Origin of the sequence: Limnohabitans sp. TEGF004 (assembly GCF_027924965.1) — a bacterium.
Lineage (GTDB): Bacteria > Pseudomonadota > Gammaproteobacteria > Burkholderiales > Burkholderiaceae_C > Limnohabitans.
This window is the reverse complement of record NZ_AP027056.1, coordinates 1816799-1838727: the sequence shown is the minus strand read 5'-3', so window position 1 is coordinate 1838727 and position 21929 is coordinate 1816799. Positions and strand designations below refer to the sequence as shown.

The window sequence follows — 21929 nt, the reverse complement described above, 5'->3', positions numbered from 1 at the left end:
TTAATGTGAAAGCACGTTCATGGTTCAGATGAAGTGCATCTTCATGAGCGCTGTGTTTCAGAAGCGGTGTTGCACGCGTTGCCCGCATGCAGAGTCCAAGCCGAGCGCACATCGCTGGCTTGTTGAATCAGGTGTTGCAGCGCTTGAGCGTCGCCGAGTTTCAAGGCGTCTTCAAACTGGTCGAGCGCAGCGCGAAAGTACGCGACTTGAGTTAGGACTTCTGCATGGTTGGCGCTCAGGATGTCGCGCCATACCGATGCATCGCTGGCGGCGATGCGCGAGAAATCTCGAAAGCCAGGGCCCGCCATGTCTAAAAATGCTGCGCCTTGCGGCTGTGTCATGAGTGCATTGACCGCTGCAAATGCCAGCATGTGTGGCAAATGGCTGACGGCGGCAAACGTGGCATCGTGTGCCTCAGGTGTCATGGTGCTTACGTGGCTGCCCACGGCAGTCCAAACTTCATGTGCCGCTTGCAGGCGGTGAATGCCTGTTTTAGGCAAGGGCGTGAGGATGGTGCGGCGCTCTTGGTACAGCGTGCTTTCAGCGTGCTCGATGCCAGCTACTTCTTTGCCTGCGATCGGGTGGGCAGGCACAAAGCAGCTCAGGCGTTCGCCCAAAGCGGCTTGTGCAGCGGCAATCACATCGCACTTGGTCGAACCCACATCCATCAGCAAGGTATTGGGTTGCAACACATCTCGCATGGCGGCAAAGCTGCTGTGCATGGCGCCCACTGGCACGGCCAGTAAGACAAGGTCAGCGCCTTGCACGGCTTCGGCCACGCTGTTGCAAGCTTGGTCGATGACCTTAAGTTCAACCGCGCGTTGGCGTGTTTTGTCTGAAGCGCTAAAGCCGACGATGGTTTGCACCAGACCCGCCTCGCGCAAGGCGAGCGCAAACGAGCCGCCCATCAGGCCACAGCCGATGAGGGCGAGCCGTTGAAATTTCATTCTGAAACGGGGTAAGAACCCAAGACCTTGTAGAACGCGCACAAGCTTTGCAGCTCTTGCAGCGCCGCCGCCACATGGGGCTGGCTGACGTGGCCTTGGATGTCGATGTAGAAGTAATACTCCCACTGGCCCGATTTGGCAGGGCGTGACTCAAAGCGCGTCATCGACACGCCGTTGTTTTTGAGCGGGACCAACAAGTCATGCACAGCACCCGGGCGGTTGGGCACCGACACCACCAAGCTGGTGCAGTCGTTGCCCGACGCAGGCGGTGTGGCCAAGGTTTGTGGCAAGGCGATGACAGCAAACCGTGTGCGGTTGTAGGCCTCGTCTTGGATGGCGTGGTGCACGATGTGCAGGCCAAACTGGCTGGCTGCGCGTTCGCTGGCTAAAGCCGCCCACTTCGGGTTGGTAGCGGCGAGACGCGCGCCTTCGGCGTTGCTAGACACTGCGCGGCGCTCGGCCAAGGGCAGATGTTGGCTGAGCCAACCTTGGCATTGGGCCAAGGCTTGGGGGTGAGCCATGACCACTTCGATGTCAGCATCGGAGTTGATTTGGCGCATCAAGTTGTGACGCACCAAGAGGCTCACTTCACCCACCACATGCACGGGTGAACGCAAGAACAAATCGAGTGAGCGGGCCACCACACCTTCGGTGGAGTTTTCCATGCCCACCACGCCGTATTGGGCCGTGCCCGCAGCGGTGGCGTGGAAGACTTCGTCGAAGTTGGCGCAGTAAATCAGGTTGGCGGCGCTGCCAAAAAATTCAATCGCAGCTTGTTCGCAAAACGTGCCTTGGGGGCCGAGCACCGCCACGCGTTGGGGCGCTTCGAGTGCCAAACAAGCCGACATGATTTCGCGCCAGATGGAGGCGATGTGTTCGTTTTTGAGCGGGCCTGGGTTGGCCTGCGTGATCTTGTCGATCACCTGCGCCACGCGGTCAGGGCGAAAGAACGGTGAGCCTTCGGCGCGTTTGATCTCGCCCACAAGCTCTGCCACTTTGGCGCGGTCGTTGACCAGTTGCAGCAGTTGTTTATCAAGTGCGTCGATTTGTACGCGCAAGGCGGCAAGGGCTTCAGATTGAACGGGTTGTTGGCTCATGGTGTTGTTGTTCGTTCAGATGCTCAATCAAGCCTGTGTTTTTTCAAACGCTTGCATGTAGTTCACCAACGCTTGCACGCCTTCAATCGGCATGGCGTTGTAGATGCTGGCGCGCATGCCGCCAACTGACTTATGGCCTTTGAGTTGCAACAGGCCAGCGGCTTTGGCGCCTGCTAGGAATGCGTCATTGCGTGACTCATCTGCCAAGAAGAAAGGCACGTTCATACGCGAGCGGCAGTCGTGTGCGACCTTGTTGCTGTAGAAGCTGGAGTTGTCCAAGAAGTCATACAGCAGCTTGGCTTTGGCGATGTTTTGTTGCTCCATCGCTGCCACGCCACAGAGTTCACCTTCTTTTTGGCGTTTGAGCCATTGGAAGGTCAGGCCCGCCATGTAGATGCTGTAGGTGGGCGGCGTGTTGTACATCGAGCCGTTGTCGGCTACGGTTTTGTAGTTGAACGCACTGGGGCAAGCTTTGAGTGCATGACCCAGTAAGTCTTCGCGCACGATGACGAGCGTCACGCCTGCGGGGCCAATGTTCTTTTGTGCACCACCAAAGGCCACGCCGACTTTTGACCAATCGACAGTGCGCGAGAGCACGTGTGAAGAGAAGTCAATCACCAGCGGTGCATCAGAGCCCAAGGCTTTGAGGTCGGGCAGGATGTGGAACTCCACACCGTGAATGGTTTCGTTGGTGCAGATGTGCACGTATTGCGCACCCGCACTGAGTTGCCATTGCGCTGCGGCAGGGATAGACGTGAAGTGGCTTTCAGCACCCGTGGCCGCCAAATGCGATGTGCAGTATTTGCTGGCTTCTTTGTAAGACTTCTCGCTCCAGCTGCCAGTGACCACCACATCAACGATTTCGCCGCGTGAGAGGTTCAAGGGCACGATGGCGTTTTCTGCCAAGCCACCGCCTTGCATGAACAAGATTTTGAAGTTGACTGGCACGGCCAATAGCTCGCGCACATCGGCCTCGGCCTGTTCGTAAATGCTGATGAACTCTTTGCCGCGATGGCTCATTTCCATAACGCCCATGCCGCTGCCGTTCCAGTTGGTCATCTCGACGGCGGCTTGCTGCAGCACTTCCAGCGGCATAGCCGCTGGACCTGCAGAAAAATTAAAGGGGCGAGTCATGCTTGGATTAGCCTTCGCTTGGGGCGTCAGTGCTGCCTTCAGCGTTGTCGTCTTCAGCGCCTTCGCTGAAGTGAGCATTGGCATCGTTTTCGACGATGCGTTGCAAGCCGCTGAGCTTGGCGCCTTCGTCCAAACCGATCAAGGTCACGCCTTGTGTGGCGCGGCCCATTTCACGAATCTCAGCCACGCGGGTACGGACCAGCACGCCGGTGTCGGTGATGAGCATGATCTCGTCGTCCGCTTGCACCAAGGTAGCTGCCACGACTTTGCCGTTGCGCTCAGATTGCTGGATGGCAATCATGCCTTTGGTGCCACGGCCGTGGCGGGTGTATTCGCTGATGTTGGTGCGTTTGCCGTAGCCGTTTTCGGTGGCGGTCAACACGCTGGCGCGGGCCACGGTTTCGTCAGTCACTGCTGCTGGATCTTCTTGTTCAGACACCAACATGGCGATGACGCTTTGGCCTTCTTCGATCATCATGCCGCGCACGCCGCGGGCACTGCGACCCAAGGGGCGCACATCGTTTTCGTCAAAGCGCACGGCTTTGCCGCCGTCGCTGAACAACATCACGTCGTGCTTGCCGTCGGTGAGGGCAGCACCAACCAAGAAATCACCTTCATCCAAGTTGACGGCGATGATGCCGCCCTTGCGTGGGTTGTTGAACTCGTCGAGCGAGGTCTTCTTGACCGTGCCCATGGACGTGGCCATGAACACAAATTGGTCTTCAGGGAAGGTGCGTGCTTCGCCGGTGAGGGCTAAGACCACGTTGATTTTTTCGCCTTCTTGAAGCGGGAACATGTTGACGATGGGGCGACCGCGTGAACCGCGTGAGCCCGCAGGCACTTCCCATACTTTGAGCCAGTACAAACGGCCACGGTTAGAGAAGCACAGCAAATAGTCGTGCGTGTTGGCGATGAAGAGTTGGTCCACCCAATCGTCTTCTTTGGTCGCTGTGGCTTGCTTGCCGCGACCGCCGCGTTTTTGTGCGCGGTATTCAGATAGAGGTTGACTCTTGATGTAGCCGCTGTGGCTGAGCGTGACCACCATGTCGGTGGGCGTGATCAGGTCTTCGGTACCTAAGTCTTGGGCGTTGTGCTCAATCACGCTGCGGCGTGCGCCGAGCTTGCTTTGGCCGAATTCATTTTTCACCACGGTCAGCTCGTCACCAATGATGGTGGACACACGCTCAGGCTTGGCCAAGATGTCGAGCAAGTCATCGATCTCGGCCATGACGTCTTTGTATTCGTTGACGATCTTGTCTTGCTCAAGACCCGTCAAGCGTTGCAGACGCATTTGCAGAATTTCTTGTGCTTGGGTGTCGCTCAAGCGGTACAGGCCGTCGTTGCCCATGCCGAATTCTTTTTCCAAGCCATCGGGTCGGTAGTCGTCGGCGTTGATCACGCCGCCATCGGCACGGCTGCGGGTGAGCATTTCGCGCACCAGTTGGCTGTCCCAGGACTTGGTCATCAACTCAGCCTTGGCCACAGGGGGCGTAGGCGCGTTGCGGATGATGCGGATGAACTCGTCGATGTTGGCCAATGCCACAGCCAAGCCTTCCAGCACATGGCCGCGTTCGCGGGCTTTGCGCAGGGTAAAGATGGTGCGGCGTGTCACCACTTCGCGGCGGTGACCCAAGAACACGGCAATCAGGTCGCGCAAATTGCACAACTTGGGTTGGCCGTCAATCAAGGCCACCATGTTGATACCGAAGGTGTCTTGCAGCTGGGTTTGTTTGTACAGGTTGTTCAACACCACCTCAGGCACGGCACCACGCTTGAGTTCAATCACCAAGCGCATGCCCGACTTGTCGGACTCGTCTTGGATGTGGCTGATGTCTTCAATCTTCTTCTCGTGAACCAATTCGGCCATGCGTTCTTGCAAGGTCTTTTTGTTCACTTGGTAAGGCAACTCGTCCACGATGATGGACTGGCGTTGGCCTTTGTCGATGTCTTCAAAGTGGCACTTGGCGCGCATGACCACACGGCCGCGGCCTGTGCGGTAGCCATCTTTGACACCACTGATGCCGTAAATAATGCCGGCAGTGGGGAAGTCAGGCGCTGGGATGATTTCCATCAACTCGTCAATGGTGGCTTCTGGGTTGCGCAGCATGTGCAAACACGCATCCACCACTTCGTTCAGGTTGTGGGGCGGGATGTTGGTGGCCATACCCACGGCAATGCCGGAGGAGCCGTTGACCAGCAAATTAGGAATGCGGCTGGGTAGCACCAACGGTTCTTTTTCAGAGCCGTCGTAGTTAGGTCCGAAGTCGACAGTTTCTTTGTCGATGTCGCTCAACATTTCGTGAGCGATCTTGGATAAGCGAATTTCCGTGTAACGCATCGCCGCTGCGTTGTCGCCATCGACCGAGCCGAAGTTACCTTGGCCGTCCACCAACATGTGGCGCAACGAAAAGTCTTGGGCCATACGCACGATGGTGTCGTACACCGCGCTGTCGCCGTGCGGATGGTATTTACCAATCACGTCACCCACGATACGGGCTGACTTCTTATAAGGACGGTTCCAGTCGTTGTTGAGCTCGTGCATCGCGAACAAGACGCGGCGGTGCACAGGCTTTAAGCCGTCACGCGCATCGGGGAGGGCGCGGCCCACAATCACGCTCATGGCGTAATCTAGGTAGCTGCGACGCATCTCCTCTTCTAGGCTGATGGGCAAGGTTTCTTTGGCGAACTGGGTCATGAAAGAGGCCGTAAAGCAGGAAACCGAACATTTTAGGCTGATAAGTAGGTGGCCTACTTGTGGCAGCTATGCAACAACTTTTGACTTACCTGGTGATGAGTAGAAGTTAGGTGTTTTGGATATGGCACAATATTTCTAAGCGTCACAGGTAAGCATGCCTTGACTGCCTGAATTCGCAGAGTGGTCTGCGGCTTATAAATCCCTCAGAGGTGAATCATGAAAAATTTGAAGAACTTGGCAGCTTTTGTTGCTACCGCTGCTTTGGCAACTGCTGCTATGGCTCAAAACGTTGACAACTGGCGCAATGCTTCTGGCGACGTGTGGAAAAACTCCACAGGTTTGTGCTGGCGTGATGCCAACTGGACACCTGCTACTGCAGCTCCTGGCTGTGACGGCGCTGTTGCTGCCGCTCCAAAAGCTCCTGCTGCCGCTCCCGTAGCCGCTGCTTCTAAAGTGACTTATGCTGCTGACGCATTCTTTGACTTCGACAAGTCGGTGGTCAAGCCTGCAGGTAAGGCCAAGTTGGACGACTTGGTGTCCAAAGTCAAGGGCATTAACTTGGAAGTCATCATTGCTGTGGGTCACACTGACTCTATCGGCTCTGACGCTTACAACCAAAAATTGTCAGTGCGTCGCGCTGAAGCTGTGAAGGCTTACTTGGTCTCTAAGGGCATCGAGAAAAACCGCATCTACACCGAAGGTAAAGGCGAGAAGCAACCTGTTGCTGACAACAAGACCAAAGAAGGTCGCGCTAAGAACCGTCGTGTTGAGATCGAAGTTGTGGGTACCCGCAAGAACTGATCTGACTTGATCTAAAAAAGAAACCCCGCCTCGGCGGGGTTTCTTTTTGGTTGAACGACAATACAGACCATGCATCAAACAGCCACGCACACCAACGCCGATCCTGCCGAATTGGCCAAATTTTCAGACCTCGCCCACCGCTGGTGGGACCCCGAGAGCGAGTTTCGCCCTTTGCACCAAATCAATCCATTGCGTTTGGATTGGATCAATGGCATTACGCCTTTGCAAGGCAAAAAAGTGTTGGACGTTGGCTGTGGTGGTGGCATTTTGACTGATGCCATGGCGCGTTCTGGTGCCCACGCTTTGGGCATTGATTTGGCGACCAAGTCGCTCAAGGTGGCGCAACTGCACGCTTTGGAAGCGCAAACGCTCAATGTGCAGTACCGCGAAGTGGCCGTAGAAGCTTTGGCTGTTGAGCAGCCTGCCAGTTTTGATGTGGTCACCTGCATGGAGATGCTGGAGCACGTGCCAGATCCGTCGTCCATTGTGCGTGCGTGCGCCCAATTGGTGAAGCCCGGTGGTCATGTGTTTTTTTCCACGCTCAACCGCAATGCCAAATCGTTTTTGTTTGCCATCGTGGGGGCGGAGTACGTGTTGAACCTGCTGCCCCGTGGCACGCACGAGTACGCCAAGTTCATCCGTCCCAGCGAGCTGGCGCGTGATTGCCGCGAAGCCGGCCTTGAGTGGCAACACACCCGTGGAATGGAATACAACCCGCTCACTCGTCGCTACTGGTTGAGTGGTGACACCAGCGTCAACTACATGGTTGCAACGCAAAGGCCTCTGTGATGCTGAAACATATCCGAGCGGTGCTGTTCGATTTGGACGGAACCTTGATTGATAGTGCTCCTGACCTTGGCGCAGCTGCTGACAAAATGCGTACCGACCGCGGTATGCCGTCACTCCCCTACGAGTTGTACCGTCCTTTGGCGGGTGCTGGTGCACGTGGCATGTTGAAGGTCGCGTTTGACATGACGCCCGAACACCAAGGCTTCATGGCCATGCGCGAAGAGTTCTTTGCCAACTACGAAGCCGCCATGACCGTGCGCACCTATGTGTTTGACGGCGTGGACGATTTGATTGAGCATCTTCAACTGCGCCAAATGCCTTGGGGCGTGGTGACCAACAAAATGGCGCGTTTTACGGATCCGCTCACAGCCGCCATGCCCTTGTTTGCAAGTGCGCGCGCTATCGTGAGCGGCGACACCACACCGCACCCCAAACCGCATCCCGAACCCTTGTTTGAAGCAGCCCGCCGTTTGGCCTTGCCGCCCGAGGTGTGTTTGTATGTGGGTGACGACGAGCGTGACATTGCTGCAGGTCGAGCCGCAGGCATGCCTACCGTGGCTGCCACCTACGGATATTTGGGCGAAAAGACCGATGTCAGCACCTGGGGTGCAGATTTATCTGTTGATTCACCAAATAAGCTCTTGCAATTGCTGGCAGAGGCCTAAAATACGAGACTTGGGGCTGCACTGGTTTCGACATGGGTTCGGACGCGTGGCAGGGCATGTCGAGGTTCTGATCCTCGTTAATCTTCGGAAAAAAAACTAACTGCAAACGACGAACGTTTCGCACTCGCCGCTTAATCCGGTGAGCCTTGCAACAGTTGGCCGATAGGCTGGGTTAGGGGGTCGCAAGACTTCCTAGCTGCAAGGGAAAACATATAGGCTGGCATCACCTCGGGTACCTTGAGGTGGTGTGAGAAAAAAGGGTACTGGCTGGGTGCGTAGCGTGTCGCTGCGCGACGCACACGGCGAGACTCAAATCAGACGACTACACATGTAGAACTGTACGAAAAAGGCTTGTGGACGCGGGTTCAAATCCCGCCAGCTCCACCATATATGGGGGACAGAACTTTCTCTGTCCCCCTTTTTCTTTGCTTCAAAGCCCTGTCTTTGCGGGCTTTCGGCTCATTGCTTGTGGACACACGCGGTCACGTTTCCGTGGTTTCTGGTCGCTACAGGTGAATTTCTCTCTCTTTTCTCTCCAAGCTTGTGGACGTGTCCATGAGCTGAGTCCAGCATTTATGCGGGTTTGAGTTGACGAGTTTGACCTTCTGATTGGCCGGGCAAAGGGGACTTAAAGGCAACAATGAGAAATTTTTGTACCAAGAGTTTTAGGTGCGGTTTCGACCTAAATCCGAGGTTGGACTTCGTGGTGCTCATGACCGCTTAGCAGCGATTGCAGTCGGCTGACGCAGCAAGGCACGACAACATTAATGCCACAAAGCGGCTCTTCGTTTTGGTGGATGGGGCTACATTGAGTGGCGGCTATGAGGGGTAATGCAGTCCTAGGCAGTGAGTTACACGACAAACGCGAATTCACCGACCGTTCTTCGACTGCCTGTACTGGCGGTTTCGACCCATTGCAGCCAGTCGCATCTGGCATCCAAGTTTGAGCTTTCGCTTACGAGCAGCCACTGCAACAGACCTCACCTGCATTCTTCGTTGACTGGTTTTAGTTGAAAAACTAACCGGCCCAAAGTTCAGGATCGCACTCCACAGATGAATGTAGAAGATAGTCGGCGAAGACTACGTGAGTGCATCTTCGAGCAAACGATTGAGGCGGATCAGCTGCTTGTAGTCCTCCACCAGCGCCGGCACCAGGCCCTGGGAAATGAACTCGGTGTTGCTGAGTTTCTTCACCACCAAAAATCTTTTGAGTTTCAACCACGCCATATCCGGATGGTCTGGATCGAACCCCCGTGGCGGACGGGAAGCAACTTCCTCGCGTGAAAAGTCGCTCTCAAAGCGCGCCTTGAATGCAGGATCGGCAAACAATGCGTGAAACGGTTGGGCATTGTGTGCGATGGCGTTCCTCACTTTTTTCAGCTGTGGACCCGATGGCATAAAAAGCCCACCCGCCACCACGACGCTCCTATAAGGCGGGATGTTGGGAAGGATGCCAAAAAACAAATGCGGGTTGCGCTCAAAGCGAGACTCCGACGGCTTGGAAATGGAAATGGACAGCCAGTCTTTGCAGCAAGGGCCACCGCTGACGATGTGGTTGGCGGTCTTTTTGATCCTGCCGATCCCTTTGACCGGGAAGTGGTAGTCCGGCACGCTTGGCTGAAGTGCCGTCTTTAGCCTCTCGGCAAGGTCAATAAATGGCCCCCTGACATTGGCTTCTTAAGCAGCTTGGTTTTCCTCCAACCAGTTCGGGTCGGTTTGTTGGCCAGCTTCGGTTAGAAATGGGAGTGTTTGGCTTGAAAATTTCATTGATGGCTGCCTTGGTCGCACTTGTGCGTCGTCGTGAAGTTAGAAAAGACTGATCTGCGTAGATGGCTTGACGTTCACCTGCTTTGGTGCAGGTGTGCGCTGACTGCTTGCCCCCTGTCGGGACCGTTCGTTGAAACCAGGGGCCGCCTGCAAACCTAGACTAGACCGCAACGCGGCGATCTCGGCCTTGACGGCGCGGTGCATTTGCTCGAAGTCGACCAAGGGAACCGGGTAGTCGTTCGCGCCTTCCAAGCCAAACCGATGCCGCAACGTCGCGGGCATGGCCCAGGGCATGACGATCCACTCGCCGGGCACCGCCGCCAGCTCAGGCACCCAACGGCGCACGAACTCACCCTGCGGGTCCAACTCGCGCGCTTGCGTGACCGGGTTGTACAGGCGCAGCACCGGGCTGGCCGCCATGCAACTGTGCATCTGGATTTGGGTGTAGTGGATGCCTGGCTCGAAGTCGACGAACATCTGCGACAACCAATCGGCCACAGGCCGCCACGGCAAGGACAGGGTGTGCGTGGCCACCGTCACCAGCATGGCGCGCATGCGGAAGTTGAGCCAACCGTGGTGGTGAAGGAGTCGCATGCAGGCGTCAACCATCGGCCAACCTGTGCGGCCGAGCCGCCATGCATCGAAACGCGCCATGTCCATGGGGCGCGACAGTTGCTCCATTTCAGGCACCAATGCTTGGCGCTCCATTTCCGGCTGGTTTTCCAGCACCTGCAGCGCGTAGCAATGCCACCAGAGCCGCGTTACATAACTGTGGAGTTGGCGATGCCAGTGCGTCCGTGGCGCGGCTTCGCGGGCCTGCAGCATGGTCTGTGCGATCTGGCGCAGACTGAGGCTTCCGTGAGCGATGTGTGGGCTCAGGCGCGAGCATCCCTGCTCGGCACTGATAGGGGAACTCATGTTGGCCCCGTAGCCTTGCCCACGACTGGCCAAAAAGCTGTCGAGCAGTTCATGCGCAGGCTGCAAGCCGCCCCTTTGCCTTCCTGCGCACGGCAAAGGGTCGGCCTTGATGGCCGTCGGCAGCCGCAGCACCGATTGACCCTCGGCAGGCTCGATCCAGGAGAGATGGTCTGGCAAGCGCTCCAAAGGCGCTGCGACCCAGGCATCCCAATGCTCCTTGAATCGCCGACCACGGCGCGATACAGGACGAACCACCCCGCTCTGTGGGTACTCGTGCCAACGCACACCATGGTCACGGCACCAAGCGGCAACCGCACGGTCTCGTGCATAGGTCCAAAGACCGCCGGTTTCCTGGTGGCTGTGCAGCGTGAACGGGCCCAGCCGCTGGTACAGCGCATCCAACATCTGGATGATTGGCGTAACGTGAATTTCCAACGCGGTGCCCAGCGATTGGAGTTGCGCGTCCAGACTCAGCAGGCATTCGCGTACAAACTGCCATTGCCGATCACTGGTGCAAGGTTGCTGCCAGTGCTCAAGCTCAACGGCATAGACGCACAACACCGGCCCCGCGGCTGTGGCGCGAGCGAGCGCCGCATGGTCTTTCACACGCAGGTCGCGTTTGAACCAGACCACCTGTGGTGGACCCGATGGGGTCATCAGCGACAAGTCAGGCCTCGCCGGGTGGGCAGAAAATTGACGCCCAAAATGCGATTGCCGACTCGCATGGCTCTAGCCGCATTAGGGGTGGCAAGGCACACATGAAGGATCTCCATTAATGTCAAAGATCCGCAGTCTAACAATAATGGACGAATTCGTCCTTTATGTGATGGCTTGTCCTTCGTTAGCCACGGCGATTTTCTCTTGCAGTAATTCGATGGCGTCTTGCACGCACTGTGAAGAACGCATCCGAAGCTGGGCGTGGTCTATGCCGAATGCTGCCTGAAAAGACAGCGGCTGAACCGCCAACTCCACAAAGCGCTGGGCCAACTTGATCAGAGCTGGGTCGGCAGCGCCGTGGTTCGCGGCTCTGAGCCCCTTCAACACGTAAGCGACAGATCCATCAAAACTGACTTGGTAGGCCATCAGCGCAAGGTCGGGGAAGTTATCGGCCTCTGCTGCCGTGATGCGCATGAACGCCACACAACGCGGGTGCAACATACCGTCAATCAGTGCCTCACCAACCGCCTGCAAGCGTTGACCCAGATTCAGCCCCTGGGGCACTGGTGCCATGTGGTCAAACATCGTCTGGATAGAAAGACTGACCACCGCAGCGAACAAATCGCCCTTGCTGGGATAGCGGGCGTATAGGCTGGACTTACCCACCTCAGCGTGCTGTGCCACCAGATCCAAAGTGGTGCGACCAAAACCCCTCTCAAGGAACAAAGACGTTGCCACCAGCAAGATGCGTTCATCAAACTGACCGGCTTGCGAAGCAGGTGGGCGACCTCGACGTCGGTCAGGCTTATCGCGGCTAGGAGAGGGCATCGAGGCAACTTTGCGTCTTAAATTGGGAAGAATGACAGGTTCCGCAAGCTAACTAGTCTCGTCAAGACCCGTCCTTCAGACAGGAGATTGTGCGATCAAAATCATACGGCTGTTCAATCTTGTCCGATCGCTCTCAGCCCAAATATTGGATTGATTCAGTAACTGCATCGTCCGCTCCTGGCCGGTAGCAGCCAGCAGGTCTGAGCCAACGATAGTTCCCGTTGCGACGCCGATATCCTCAGCTGCCAGCCTGTGGCCTGTCGGTATGCGTTAAGAACCAAGGGACCGCAGAGGTCCCCCGCGTCAGCCCTCCGCTGCGTTCAAGCCATCACTTGCCGAACCACTTGGCCACGTACTGCCATGTGCGCAGCAACAGACCGGCGCGCTCCACATCGGCCTGCGCCACGAGCGGGGTTTCGCCCAGCGGCTTGCCGTTCGAGGTGGCGACCACCTTGCCGACCACGGCGCCCTTGGCCACGGGCGCTTCCAGGCCCGGTTTCAGTTTCACCGTGGCCTGCACCTGCTGGCCGCGTGGCACGGTAAGCATCCATGGCGCGCCCAGGACCGCACCCACGGTGTCGGCCTTGCCAAAGCTCACCTTGGCCGTTGTGACCACTGCACCTGGCTGGATCGGGACAGCTTTTTCGAAGCTGCCAAAGCCCCAGCCGAGCAGCGTGCGCGTGTGGTCGGCTCGTGCCTGTGCGCTGTGGGTGTTGAGGATGACCGAGATCAAGCGCATATCGTTGCGCTTGGACGAAGTGACCAGGCAATAACCGGCCTCAGCGGTGTGGCCGGTCTTGAGGCCGTCCACAGTGGGGTCGGTGTAGAGCAGGGCGTTGCGGTTGCCTTGCTTGATGCCGTTGTATTTGAAATCGTGTTCGGCGTAGATGGGGTAGTACTCGGCGCTGTCGCGAATGATGGCGCGCGCCAGTATGGCGAGGTCACGCGCGGAGGACTTGTGCTCCGGATCGGGCAGACCCGTAGGGTTGACGAACTGGGTGTACGTCATACCAAGGCGCTGGGCCTCGGCGTTCATCAGCTTGGCAAAGCCGGCCTCTGAACCGGCCATGTGTTCGGCAATCGCTTTGGAGGCATCGTTGCCTGACTGGATGACAATGCCGCGCAGGATGTCAATGACGGTGGCCTGGCTATTGAGCGGCAGGTACATGCACGACTCGGTGCCCGAACCGCGGCACCAGGCGTTCTGGCTGACTGTGACCAGATCGGTCTGCTTGAGCTTGCCTGAGCGCAGCGCTTGCTCGACGATGTAGCTGGTCATCATCTTGGTCAGCGATGCGGGGGGCAGCGGCTCGTCGGCGTTGGCCGAAGCCAGCACCTCGCCGGAGTCAAAGTCCATCAGCAGCCAGGCCTTGGCAGGCAGCGCCGGCGGGTTGTCGGCCAGGGCCGTCTGGGCGGCCAGAGGCGGCAGGGCGTTTGCAGAGGCTGCGGCGGCCGCAGCCTTTTTGTGCGCTGCAGGCTTGGCGGCAGCGGGGTGTTTGGCCGCGAAGGACGCCGAGCTGGGCAACAGGGTGCCCACAGCGATGGCCAGGGCGATGGGGAGAAGAGAGAAAGTCTTGGCTTGCAGGGTGTGGTTCGGTAGAGCATCGATTGTCGCGGATTGGGGGCGGGTTTCTTGGGATGGCTGCCGATTGGCAGTCACCGCCGCTTCAGCGCCGCTCTGCCTCGCGCCAGCTGGCCGCGCCCAGCAAGATGATCTGCAACTGCTGCACGAAGTCCTGCACCATCGCCTGCTCGGACTGAGGCTCGTCGGCGGGCAGATCCAGAACCTCGGGGGCGGCGGCCAGCAGGGTGTTGACCATCAGGCCGCAGACCATGTGCAGGCTGGCCTGCGACAGGCCCTGGTAGGCCTCCAGCGGCGCCAGGTCGCGTGCCGTGTCGTCCACAAAACGCTGCACCTCGTGGCGGATCGCCAGCCGCAGCACCCGGCTGCCACCCGCGCGCTCGCTCGAGATGAAGCGGAACAGCACCCGGTTGTCGCGCACGTACTGCAGGTACACCTGCACCGACTGGCGCACCACGCTGGTCTGGGCCGAACTCGGCTGGCGCGCCTGGCGCAGCAGGCCGCGAAGCGTGGCCCCCACCTCGTCCACCAGGCTCAGGCCCAGCTCGTCTGGGCTGCGAAAGTGCCGGTAAAACGCATTGGGCACCATGCCGGCCTCGCGCGCGATCTCGCGGATGCCCAGGCTGGTGAAGCTGCGTCCCTCGCCGATCAACCGCAGCGCGGCCTGCACCAGGCTTTGGCGGGTCAGGTCCTTGCGGTCTTGCCGGCTCAGCGGCGGCTCGGGCGTGGCGGGGGCGGGGGTGTCGGGACGGGCGTTCGGCATGGACGGATTTGGCGGTTTGGGTTTTTCGGTGTACGATCGTACACAAACAAAGGAGCCCTGTCCATGTCCGACGCTTACCTCAACTTTGCCAACTCGGCCTTTGGCGCGCGCCTGGCCGGCATGCTGGGCCTGCCGCGTCCCGTGCCGCTCGAGCGGTTCGAAGCCGGCCAACCGGTGGTTGCTGGCGACGTGCTGGTCGGCGCCGGTGGTACGCCCGAACTGCTGCCCGCGCTGCTGGCTGCCTTCCGCGCCATGCGGGCCGCCACCGTGGCGCACCGCAGCGTGCAGGGCTGGACCGCGATGGCCAACCAGGCCGGCTTGATGAGCGGGCTGTGGAGCACCGGCGAGCAGCCGGGCGGTCCCCTCAAGGCCGTGGTGTTTGACGCCACCGGCCTGGCCACCGTGGCCCAGGCCGAGGCGCTGTACCAGTGCTTCCACGACGCGGTGCGCTCACTGCAAAGCTGCGGCCGCGTGCTGGTGCTGGGCCGCCCGCCCGAAGCCTGCCCGGTTGCCGAGCAGGCCACGGTACAGCGCGCTCTGGAAGGTTTTGTGAAATCGCTGGCCAAGGAGGTCAAGCGCGGCATTGCGGTGCAACTGGTCTATGTGGCGCCGGGAGCCGAGGCGCAACTCGAAGGCACACTGCGCTTCTTTTTGTCGCCGCGCAGCGCCTATGTGTCGGGCCAGGTGGTGCGGCTGGCACCCTTTGAGGCCCCGGCCCCGAGCGACTGGGTGCAGCCGCTGGCGGGCAAAAAGATTTTGGTGACCGGCGCGGCGCGCGGCATTGGCGCGGCCATTGCCGAAACCCTGGCGCGCGATGGCGCCCAGGTGGTCTGTCTGGACGTGCCGCAGGCCCAGGACGCCTTGCAGGCCGTGGCCGAGCGGCTGCAGGGCCGCGCGCTGGCGCTCGACATTGCCGATCCGGCGGCCGCCGGGCAGATCGCCCAGGCGGCCCTGGCTGACGGCGGCTGGGACGGCGTGGTGCACAACGCCGGCATCACCCGCGACAAGACCATCGCCAAGATGCCGCCGCACCTGTGGCAGACGCTGGTGCAGGTCAACCTGGTGGCGCAGCAGGCGATCAACCAGGCCTTGCTGGAGCGGGGCGCGCTCCAACCCCAGGCACGGCTGGTGTGCGTGTCGTCCATCTCGGGCATTGCCGGCAACCTGGGGCAGACCAACTACGCGTTTTCCAAGGCTGGCGTGATCGGCCTGGTGCACAGCCAGGCGCCACGCCTGCCCCGCGGCATGGCCATCAACGCGGTGGCGCCGGGCTTCATCGAAACGCAAATGACCGCCGCCATCCCGCTGGCCATCCGCGAAGCCGGCCGGCGCATGAATTCCATGGGGCAGGGCGGCCAGCCGGTCGATGTGGCCGAAACCATCGCCTGGCTGCTCAGCCCCGCCTCGCAGGGCGTGAATGGGCAGGTGGTGCGCGTGTGCGGCCAAAGCCTGCTGGGGGCTTAAGGTGCAGCGCCAGAACATCACACCCGCCAGCACGCTGAGCAACTTGGCCCGTGCGCTGGCCAGCAGTTTCAAGCGCCCCGGGCCGGTGCGCGCGCTGGCCCCGGTCACGCTGGTGCTGCCGCGCGTCGTGGTCGACGCCGCGCACCTGGCGCGTTACGCCGAGGTCTGCGGTTTTGCCCCGAGTGCGCAAGCGCCGCTCACCTACCCGCAGATGCTGACTTTCCCCCTGGTCATGACCTACATGACTTCGCCCGCCTGCCCCTGGCCTGCCATGGGCACGGTGCACCTGGCCAACGCCATCACCCAGCATGCGCCGCTGGCCGCAGGCGATGCGGTGCGGGTGGAGCTGAGCAGCGGCGAGCTGCTGGCGCACGACAAGGGGCAGGTGTTCACGCTGCACCTGCGCGTGCTACGCGAGTCAGATGGCGAGGGCGATGGCCAATGCGTCTGGCAGGCCACACAAACCCTGCTGCGCCTGGGCGTGAAGTCGCCCGTGGGCGCACCGTTCAACGGCGCCGTGGGGCCGGAACTCGCCCTGACCCAGGCCGGTGCATTCGACGCCCCCGCCGACACCGGCCGCCGCTACGCCCCGGTGTCGGGCGACTACAACCCCATCCACCTGTCGGCGCTGAGCGCGCGCTTGTTCGGCTTTCCGCGCGCCATCGCGCATGGCCTGTGGACGCAGGCGCGCGCGCTGGCCCTGTTGCAAGCCGCCGCGCCGGCCACTGTGCTGCAAGCCGCTTCGCTCACCACCGTGTTCAAGCGGCCCGTGCTGCTGCCGACACGCGCCTCGCTCTGGCAGGCGCAGGCCAGTACAGGCCAGACCGTGTTCGAGGTGCGCGACGCACGCGGCGAGCAGGTCCATCTGCGTTCCGAACTCCGCGCCGAACCCGCGCATCAACCCACCATTTCCTGAGCCCCACCATGACCCCCAACAGCACCCTCCGTCGCGTCGCCATCGTGGGTGGCAACCGCATCCCGTTTGCGCGCTCCAACACCGCCTACAGCCGCGCCTCCAACCTCGATATGCTCACGGCCACGCTGCAAGGCCTGGTGGACCGCTTCAACCTGCATGGCCAGCGCCTGGGCGACGTGGCCGCAGGCGCGGTGATGAAGCATTCGCGCGACTTCAACCTGGTGCGCGAAGCCGTGCTCTCCACCACGCTCTCGCCCGAGACCCCGGCCTTCGACCTGCAGCAGGCCTGCGGCACCGGGCTGGAGGCCGCCATGCTGGTGGCGCACAAAATTGCGGTGGGCCAGATCGAATGCGGCGTGGCCGGCGGGGTGGACACCACCTCGGACGCGCCCATCGCCGTCAATGACCAACTGCGCCGCACCCTGCTCGATGTTTCGCGCGCGCGCAGCCCCTGGCAGCGCCTGCAGCGGGCGCTGCGCATCCGCCCGGGGCAGTTCTTCCAGCCCGAGCTGCCGCGCAACGGCGAGCCGCGTACCGGCCTGTCGATGGGCGAACACGCCGAACTCATGGCCCGCGAATGGGGCATCACGCGCGAAGCGCAAGATGCCCTGGCCCTGCAAAGCCACCACAACCTGGCGCGCGCCTATGGCGAAGGTTTCTTTGTCGACCTGATGACGCCCTTCCTGGGCGTGAAGCAGGACAACAACCTGCGCCAGGGCCTGAACGCTGAACAGCTGGCCAAGCTCAAGCCGGTTTTCGACCGCAAGGTGGCGCCCGGCCAGGGCACGCTGACGGCAGGCAACGCCACACCGCTGACCGATGGCGCCTCGGCCGTGCTGCTGGCCAGCGAAGCCTGGGCGGCCGAGCGTGGTCTGCCGGTGCTGGCCTACCTCACGTTCAGCGAGGTGGCGGCGGTGGACTTTTTCAACCCCGACCCGGCCAAGAAAGAAGGCCTGCTGATGGCCCCCGCCTACGCCGTGCCGCGCATGCTGGCGCGCGCTGGGTTGACGCTGCAGGACTTCGACTTTTATGAAATCCACGAAGCCTTTGCCGCCCAGGTGCTGTGCACCCTGCAGGCGTGGGAAGACCCGGCGTTTTGCCGCGACAAGCTCGGCCTGGCGCAGCCGCTGGGCGCCATTGACCGCAGCAAACTCAATGTGAACGGCAGCTCGCTCGCCGCCGGTCACCCGTTTGCCGCCACCGGCGGGCGCATTGTGGCCACGCTGGCCAAGCTGCTCGCGCAAAAAGGCAGCGGGCGCGGTTTGATTTCCATCTGCGCCGCTGGCGGCCAGGGCGTCGTGGCCATTCTGGAGAAATGAGCATGTTGAACTACAAAGCCCCGCTGCGCGACATGCGCTTTGTGATGAACGAGGTGTTCGACTACCCGGCGCACTACCGCGCGCTGGGCAGCGGCGAAGACGCCTCGCCCGAGGTGGTGGACGCCATTTTGGAGGCCGCCGCCACCTACTGCGAAGAGGTGCTGGCGCCGCTCTACGTCTCGGGCGGCGAAGAGGGCTGCCACTTTCAGGCGGGCGAGGTCACCACGCCCAAGGGCTTCAAAGCGGCGTATGCGCAGTTCGTCGAGGGCGGCTGGCAGGGCCTGTCGTTCCCCACGGCTTACGGCGGGCAGGGCCTGCCCGTGTCGCTCAACCTGCTCAAGAGCGAGATGATGGGCACGGCCAACTGGGCCTTCAGCATGTACCCCGGTCTGAGCATCGGCTGCATCAACACCATCTTGCAGTACGGCACCGAGGCCATGCGCCAGCAGTACCTGCCCAAGCTGGTGGCGGGCGAGTGGGGCGGCACCATGTGCCTGACCGAGCCGCAGTGCGGCTCTGACCTGGCGCAGGTCAAGACCCAGGCCAAACCGCTGGGCGACGGCAGCTACGCCATCACCGGCACCAAGATCTTCATCTCCAGCGGCGAGCACGACTTGACCGACAACATCGTGCACATCGTGCTGGCGCGCCTGCCCGAGGCGCCCGCCGGCACGCGCGGCATTTCGCTGTTCATCGTGCCCAAGTTTCTGGTGGGCGAGGGTGGTGCTTTAGGCACGCGCAACGCGGTGCACTGCGGCTCGATCGAGCACAAGATGGGCATCAGCGCCAGTGCCACGGCGGTGCTCAATTTCGACGGCGCCATCGGCACCCTGATCGGTGAACCGAACAAGGGGCTGGAGGCCATGTTCACCTTCATGAACACCGCGCGCATCGGCACCGCCATCCAGGGCGTGGCCCATGCCGAGCTGGCTTACCAGGGCGCGCTGGCCTATGCCTGCGAGCGCCGTTCCATGCGCGCGCTCTCGGGCAAAAAGGAGCCCGAGCAGGTGGCCGACGCCATCGTCTGGCACCCCGACGTGCGGCGCATGCTGCTCACCCAAAAAGCCATCGCCGAAGGTGGCCGCGCCATGATCTACGGCGCCGCGCAACTGGCCGACAAGATGTTTGCCGCTGCCTGGGCCGGCGACCAGGCCGGCTACAAGCGCCACGACGGCGAACTGGGTTTCTTCACCCCCATCCTCAAGGGCTTTTTGACCGAAATGGGCCTGGAAGCCGCCAACCTGGGCATGCAGGTGTACGGCGGGCACGGTTACATCCGCGAGCATGGCATGGAGCAGATCGCGCGCGATGCCCGCATTGCCACGCTGTACGAAGGCACCACCGGCATCCAGGCGCTGGACCTGCTGGGGCGCAAGGTGCTGCTGCAAACGCGCGGCCAGTGCGTGCGCGACTTCACCGCCCAGATGTGGGTGCTGGCCCGGCCGGGCCTGCTGGCTGGGGGCTTGCGTGGCCGCATGGCCCGCGCCCTGGCGCGCCGCGCCGTGCAATGGAATACGCTCACCCTGCGCCTCATGCTCAAGGCCAAGGCCGACCCGGAGCAAGTGGGCGCGTCGTCGGTGGACTACCTGATGTATTGCGGCTACGTGATGATGGCCTACCACTGGGCGCTGATGGCCCAGCGCGCCGAGCAGGCCCTGCACAGCGGCCAGGGGCCAGAGTCAGCGGCGTTCTACCAGGCCAAGCTGCAAACCGCGCAGTTCTACTTTGAACGCCTGCTGCCCCGCGCCGACGCCCACCACCGCATGGCGCTGGCGCCGGCCAGCACGCTGCTGCAGATGCCGGTGGCGGCGATGGCGGGTTGAACCCGCTTCACCGCTTGGCGGCATGGACAGCAATGTATCTCAATGGATACAGAGCGCCATAAAAACGATCTATGCGCCAACTGAAGGGGTAACCGATGACTGCACTCAAACTGCGGAAATGGGACAGCGCCCAACACCTCAAGACCGAAGAGGACATGGCGCTCTATATGGAGGCCTGCCTGCAAGAGGCAGGGGATGATGCTGCCAAGGCCCTGGGCACCATTGCCCGGGCCAAGGGCATGTCGCAACTTTCGCGCGTACGGGCCTGGGCAGGGACAGCCTCTACAAGGCGTTGTCAGGGGAGGGCAACCCCAGCTTTGCCACGATCCTGAAAGTCACGGCGGCGCTGGGCATCCAGCTCCACGCACAGCCCATGCAGGCGGGGTAAGCGTGATGGGTGTTGGGGTAGGAGCGTTTGTGGCTCATGCCCTGTAAAGGCTGGTTGCTGTCGCTCGTCCCAAGCCGGTCCAATGCCAGCTTCCGACCCCAAGCAGTCGGTGAGCAGCGTTTGCTGCATGTCCGCCTTTCAATTCATCGATACGGCAGTTGTGTAACGGTAGGCTTCTAATTCTTTTTACGATGGACAGCAACCATCACCTTCGCAATCGCTTCGAACTCGGCCGAGTGGGCGGATGTGGCGCGAGTCACCAATGCAATTACCCGCTTGGGGGCAGGGTTTGCCAGAGGCATTGCTTTGAGCGATAGATTTTGAAGAAGGCCGCTCTTGATCGCCATCTCCGGCAGTAAGGCCACGCCCATGCCTGAGGCGACCATCTGAACCAGCGTCAGTAGACTGGTGGCTTCCATTCCGTCCACACTGGCAACCTCTGCCGTCCGGCAGGCCTGCAGAGCGTGGTCGCGCAGGCAATGCCCTTCCTCGAGCAGCAGCAACCGCTTCGTCCATGCGCTGCTGAGCTGGATCGCTTTGCCGGTGATGGCGGGGTCTTGCTCTCGTCCCACCAGCCAGAACTTGTCCTTGTAGAGCGGTTGCACGCGCAGGTCATCCGTGTCGTAGGGCAGTGCGATCAGTGCGAAGTCCAGCTGGCGGTCGCGCAGCCGCTCCAGCAGATGGGCGGTCAGGTCTTCGCGCAAGGCCAACTGCAGTTGCGGGAATTTCTCGCGAAGGGCGGGCATGACAGTCGGCAGCACAAATGGGGCAATGGTGGGGATCACACCCAGGCGCAGCTGCCCTTGCATGGGTCGTGACGCGTCCGATGCAAAGTCGCTCAGGTCTTCGGCAGCAGCCAGCACCTGCCGCGCACGGGCCACCACCTCTTTGCCTACCGCCGTCAGCGCCACGGTCTGTTTGTCCCTCTCCACCAGTTGCACACCCAGGGTGGATTCGAGTTCCTTGAGTCCCGTGCTCAGGGTGGACTGGCTCACAAAACTCGCTTCGGCTGCGCGGGTGAAGTTCAGGTGCTCGGCCAGGGCCAGCAGGTAGCGCAGTTGTCTCAGAGAGGGCAGGGCAGCCATGGTCGGGTTCCTTGGGGCTTTGTTATCTGAATTTTAGATTGATTCAGTTGAAATTATGCGTTGGACCGATTGATCGCCGAAATCCACAATTCATCCCATCGCAACACATCTTCACCACCAAGGAGCTTAAAAATGGCACGTCCCGAAATCAAAACCTGGCAGAACCTCGAAGCCGCATTCGCGGGCGAATCGATGATTCGCCCTGGCAGGCCAGGCTACAACGAACAAAACTGCTTTGCAGAAAAGCTTGCCAGCGCTGCTGGCGTGAATTGATTTTTTAACCCCTGAAAT

General features: G+C 60.8%; 17 protein-coding genes, 1 other RNA gene and 2 pseudogenes. 10 read left to right on the top strand and 10 right to left on the bottom strand.

Translation table 11 applies throughout. The features are described from left to right. Positions 1-41: 41 nt before the first annotated feature. From LINBF2_RS08795 to gyrA, 4 genes are read right to left on the bottom strand one after another with little or no spacing between them, the layout of a single operon-like run. Complete coding sequence (locus LINBF2_RS08795; protein ID WP_281888235.1) at positions 42-947, bottom strand: prephenate dehydrogenase/arogenate dehydrogenase family protein; 906 nt, start codon at positions 945-947, stop codon at positions 42-44. Beyond that, positions 944-2044, bottom strand: a complete 1101-nt coding sequence (gene pheA, locus LINBF2_RS08790) for a prephenate dehydratase (protein ID WP_281888234.1) — start codon at positions 2042-2044, stop codon at positions 944-946. The genes LINBF2_RS08795 and pheA overlap by 4 nt, the downstream gene beginning before the upstream one ends. A 27-nt stretch (positions 2045-2071) precedes the next feature. Further along, on the bottom strand, positions 2072-3178 hold the full coding sequence (serC, locus tag LINBF2_RS08785; protein ID WP_281888233.1) for a 3-phosphoserine/phosphohydroxythreonine transaminase: 1107 nt from the start codon (positions 3176-3178) through the stop codon (positions 2072-2074). A gap of 7 nt (positions 3179-3185) precedes the next feature. Next, the gene (gyrA, locus tag LINBF2_RS08780) at positions 3186-5873 is read right to left on the bottom strand and encodes a DNA gyrase subunit A (RefSeq protein ID WP_281888232.1); all 2688 of its coding nucleotides are present in this window, start codon (positions 5871-5873) and stop codon (positions 3186-3188) included. Positions 5874-6089: 216 nt separating this feature from the next. Between gyrA and ompA the strand changes: the two genes are divergently transcribed. The 4 genes from ompA to ssrA all read left to right on the top strand — a co-directional run bounded on the left by ompA (position 6090) and on the right by ssrA (position 8515). Beyond that, positions 6090-6674 carry an outer membrane protein OmpA gene (ompA, locus tag LINBF2_RS08775; protein ID WP_104800924.1) on the top strand — a complete coding sequence of 195 codons (585 nt, stop codon included), beginning with the start codon at positions 6090-6092 and terminating at the stop codon, positions 6672-6674. 69 nt (positions 6675-6743) lie between these two features. Further along, a complete protein-coding gene (gene ubiG / locus LINBF2_RS08770) occupies positions 6744-7463 on the top strand; it encodes a bifunctional 2-polyprenyl-6-hydroxyphenol methylase/3-demethylubiquinol 3-O-methyltransferase UbiG (protein ID WP_104800923.1) in 720 nt (239 codons plus the stop codon). After that, entirely contained in the window at positions 7463-8128 is a 666-nt protein-coding gene (locus LINBF2_RS08765; RefSeq protein ID WP_104800922.1) for an HAD-IA family hydrolase, read from the top strand. The genes ubiG and LINBF2_RS08765 overlap by 1 nt, the downstream gene beginning before the upstream one ends. A gap of 12 nt (positions 8129-8140) precedes the next feature. Continuing rightward, positions 8141-8515: a transfer-messenger RNA gene (gene ssrA, locus LINBF2_RS08760) on the top strand. A gap of 693 nt (positions 8516-9208) precedes the next feature. Here ssrA and LINBF2_RS08755 read toward each other — a convergent pair. From LINBF2_RS08755 to fabR, 5 genes and pseudogenes are all read right to left on the bottom strand, one after another. After that, positions 9209-9784, bottom strand: a pseudogene (locus LINBF2_RS08755) (DUF2461 family protein); the annotation flags it as partial. Positions 9785-9934: 150 nt separating this feature from the next. Then, positions 9935-11470 carry an FAD-binding domain-containing protein gene (locus tag LINBF2_RS08750; RefSeq protein WP_281891314.1) on the bottom strand — a complete coding sequence of 512 codons (1536 nt, stop codon included), beginning with the start codon at positions 11468-11470 and terminating at the stop codon, positions 9935-9937. A 162-nt stretch (positions 11471-11632) separates the two neighbouring features. Further along, positions 11633-12298 carry a TetR/AcrR family transcriptional regulator gene (locus tag LINBF2_RS08745; RefSeq protein ID WP_281888230.1) on the bottom strand — a complete coding sequence of 222 codons (666 nt, stop codon included), beginning with the start codon at positions 12296-12298 and terminating at the stop codon, positions 11633-11635. 328 nt (positions 12299-12626) lie between these two features. Next, entirely contained in the window at positions 12627-13835 is a 1209-nt protein-coding gene (locus tag LINBF2_RS08740) for a D-alanyl-D-alanine carboxypeptidase family protein (protein WP_236658052.1), read from the bottom strand. A 130-nt stretch (positions 13836-13965) separates the two neighbouring features. Further along, a complete protein-coding gene (gene fabR / locus LINBF2_RS08735; RefSeq protein ID WP_104801857.1) occupies positions 13966-14643 on the bottom strand; it encodes an HTH-type transcriptional repressor FabR in 678 nt (225 codons plus the stop codon). Positions 14644-14706: 63 nt separating this feature from the next. Between fabR and LINBF2_RS08730 the strand changes: the two genes are divergently transcribed. The 5 genes and pseudogenes from LINBF2_RS08730 (at position 14707) to LINBF2_RS08710 (ending at position 20553) form a co-directional block, all read left to right on the top strand. Continuing rightward, the gene (locus LINBF2_RS08730) at positions 14707-16107 is read left to right on the top strand and encodes a 3-oxoacyl-ACP reductase (protein ID WP_104801858.1); all 1401 of its coding nucleotides are present in this window, start codon (positions 14707-14709) and stop codon (positions 16105-16107) included. Position 16108: 1 nt separating this feature from the next. Next, positions 16109-17023: a MaoC/PaaZ C-terminal domain-containing protein gene (locus LINBF2_RS08725; RefSeq protein WP_158270139.1), complete on the top strand. Its 915-nt coding sequence runs from the start codon at positions 16109-16111 to the stop codon at positions 17021-17023. A gap of 8 nt (positions 17024-17031) precedes the next feature. Next, positions 17032-18342, top strand: a complete 1311-nt coding sequence (locus LINBF2_RS08720; protein ID WP_104801860.1) for an acetyl-CoA C-acetyltransferase — start codon at positions 17032-17034, stop codon at positions 18340-18342. A 2-nt stretch (positions 18343-18344) separates the two neighbouring features. Further along, positions 18345-20165 (top strand): acyl-CoA dehydrogenase C-terminal domain-containing protein, encoded by a 1821-nt coding sequence (locus LINBF2_RS08715; protein WP_108326952.1) that lies wholly within the window; start codon positions 18345-18347, stop codon positions 20163-20165. Positions 20166-20260: 95 nt separating this feature from the next. Continuing rightward, a pseudogene (locus LINBF2_RS08710) lies at positions 20261-20553 on the top strand (addiction module antidote protein). A 176-nt stretch (positions 20554-20729) separates the two neighbouring features. On the opposite strand, the gene LINBF2_RS08705 reads toward LINBF2_RS08710, so the two are convergent. Beyond that, positions 20730-21638, bottom strand: a complete 909-nt coding sequence (locus LINBF2_RS08705) for a hydrogen peroxide-inducible genes activator (RefSeq protein WP_104801849.1) — start codon at positions 21636-21638, stop codon at positions 20730-20732. 132 nt (positions 21639-21770) lie between these two features. Here LINBF2_RS08705 and LINBF2_RS08700 point away from each other — a divergent pair, with 132 nt between their 5' ends. Next, positions 21771-21911: a hypothetical protein gene (locus LINBF2_RS08700; protein ID WP_161499785.1), complete on the top strand. Its 141-nt coding sequence runs from the start codon at positions 21771-21773 to the stop codon at positions 21909-21911. The last annotated feature ends 18 nt before the right edge of the window (positions 21912-21929 follow it).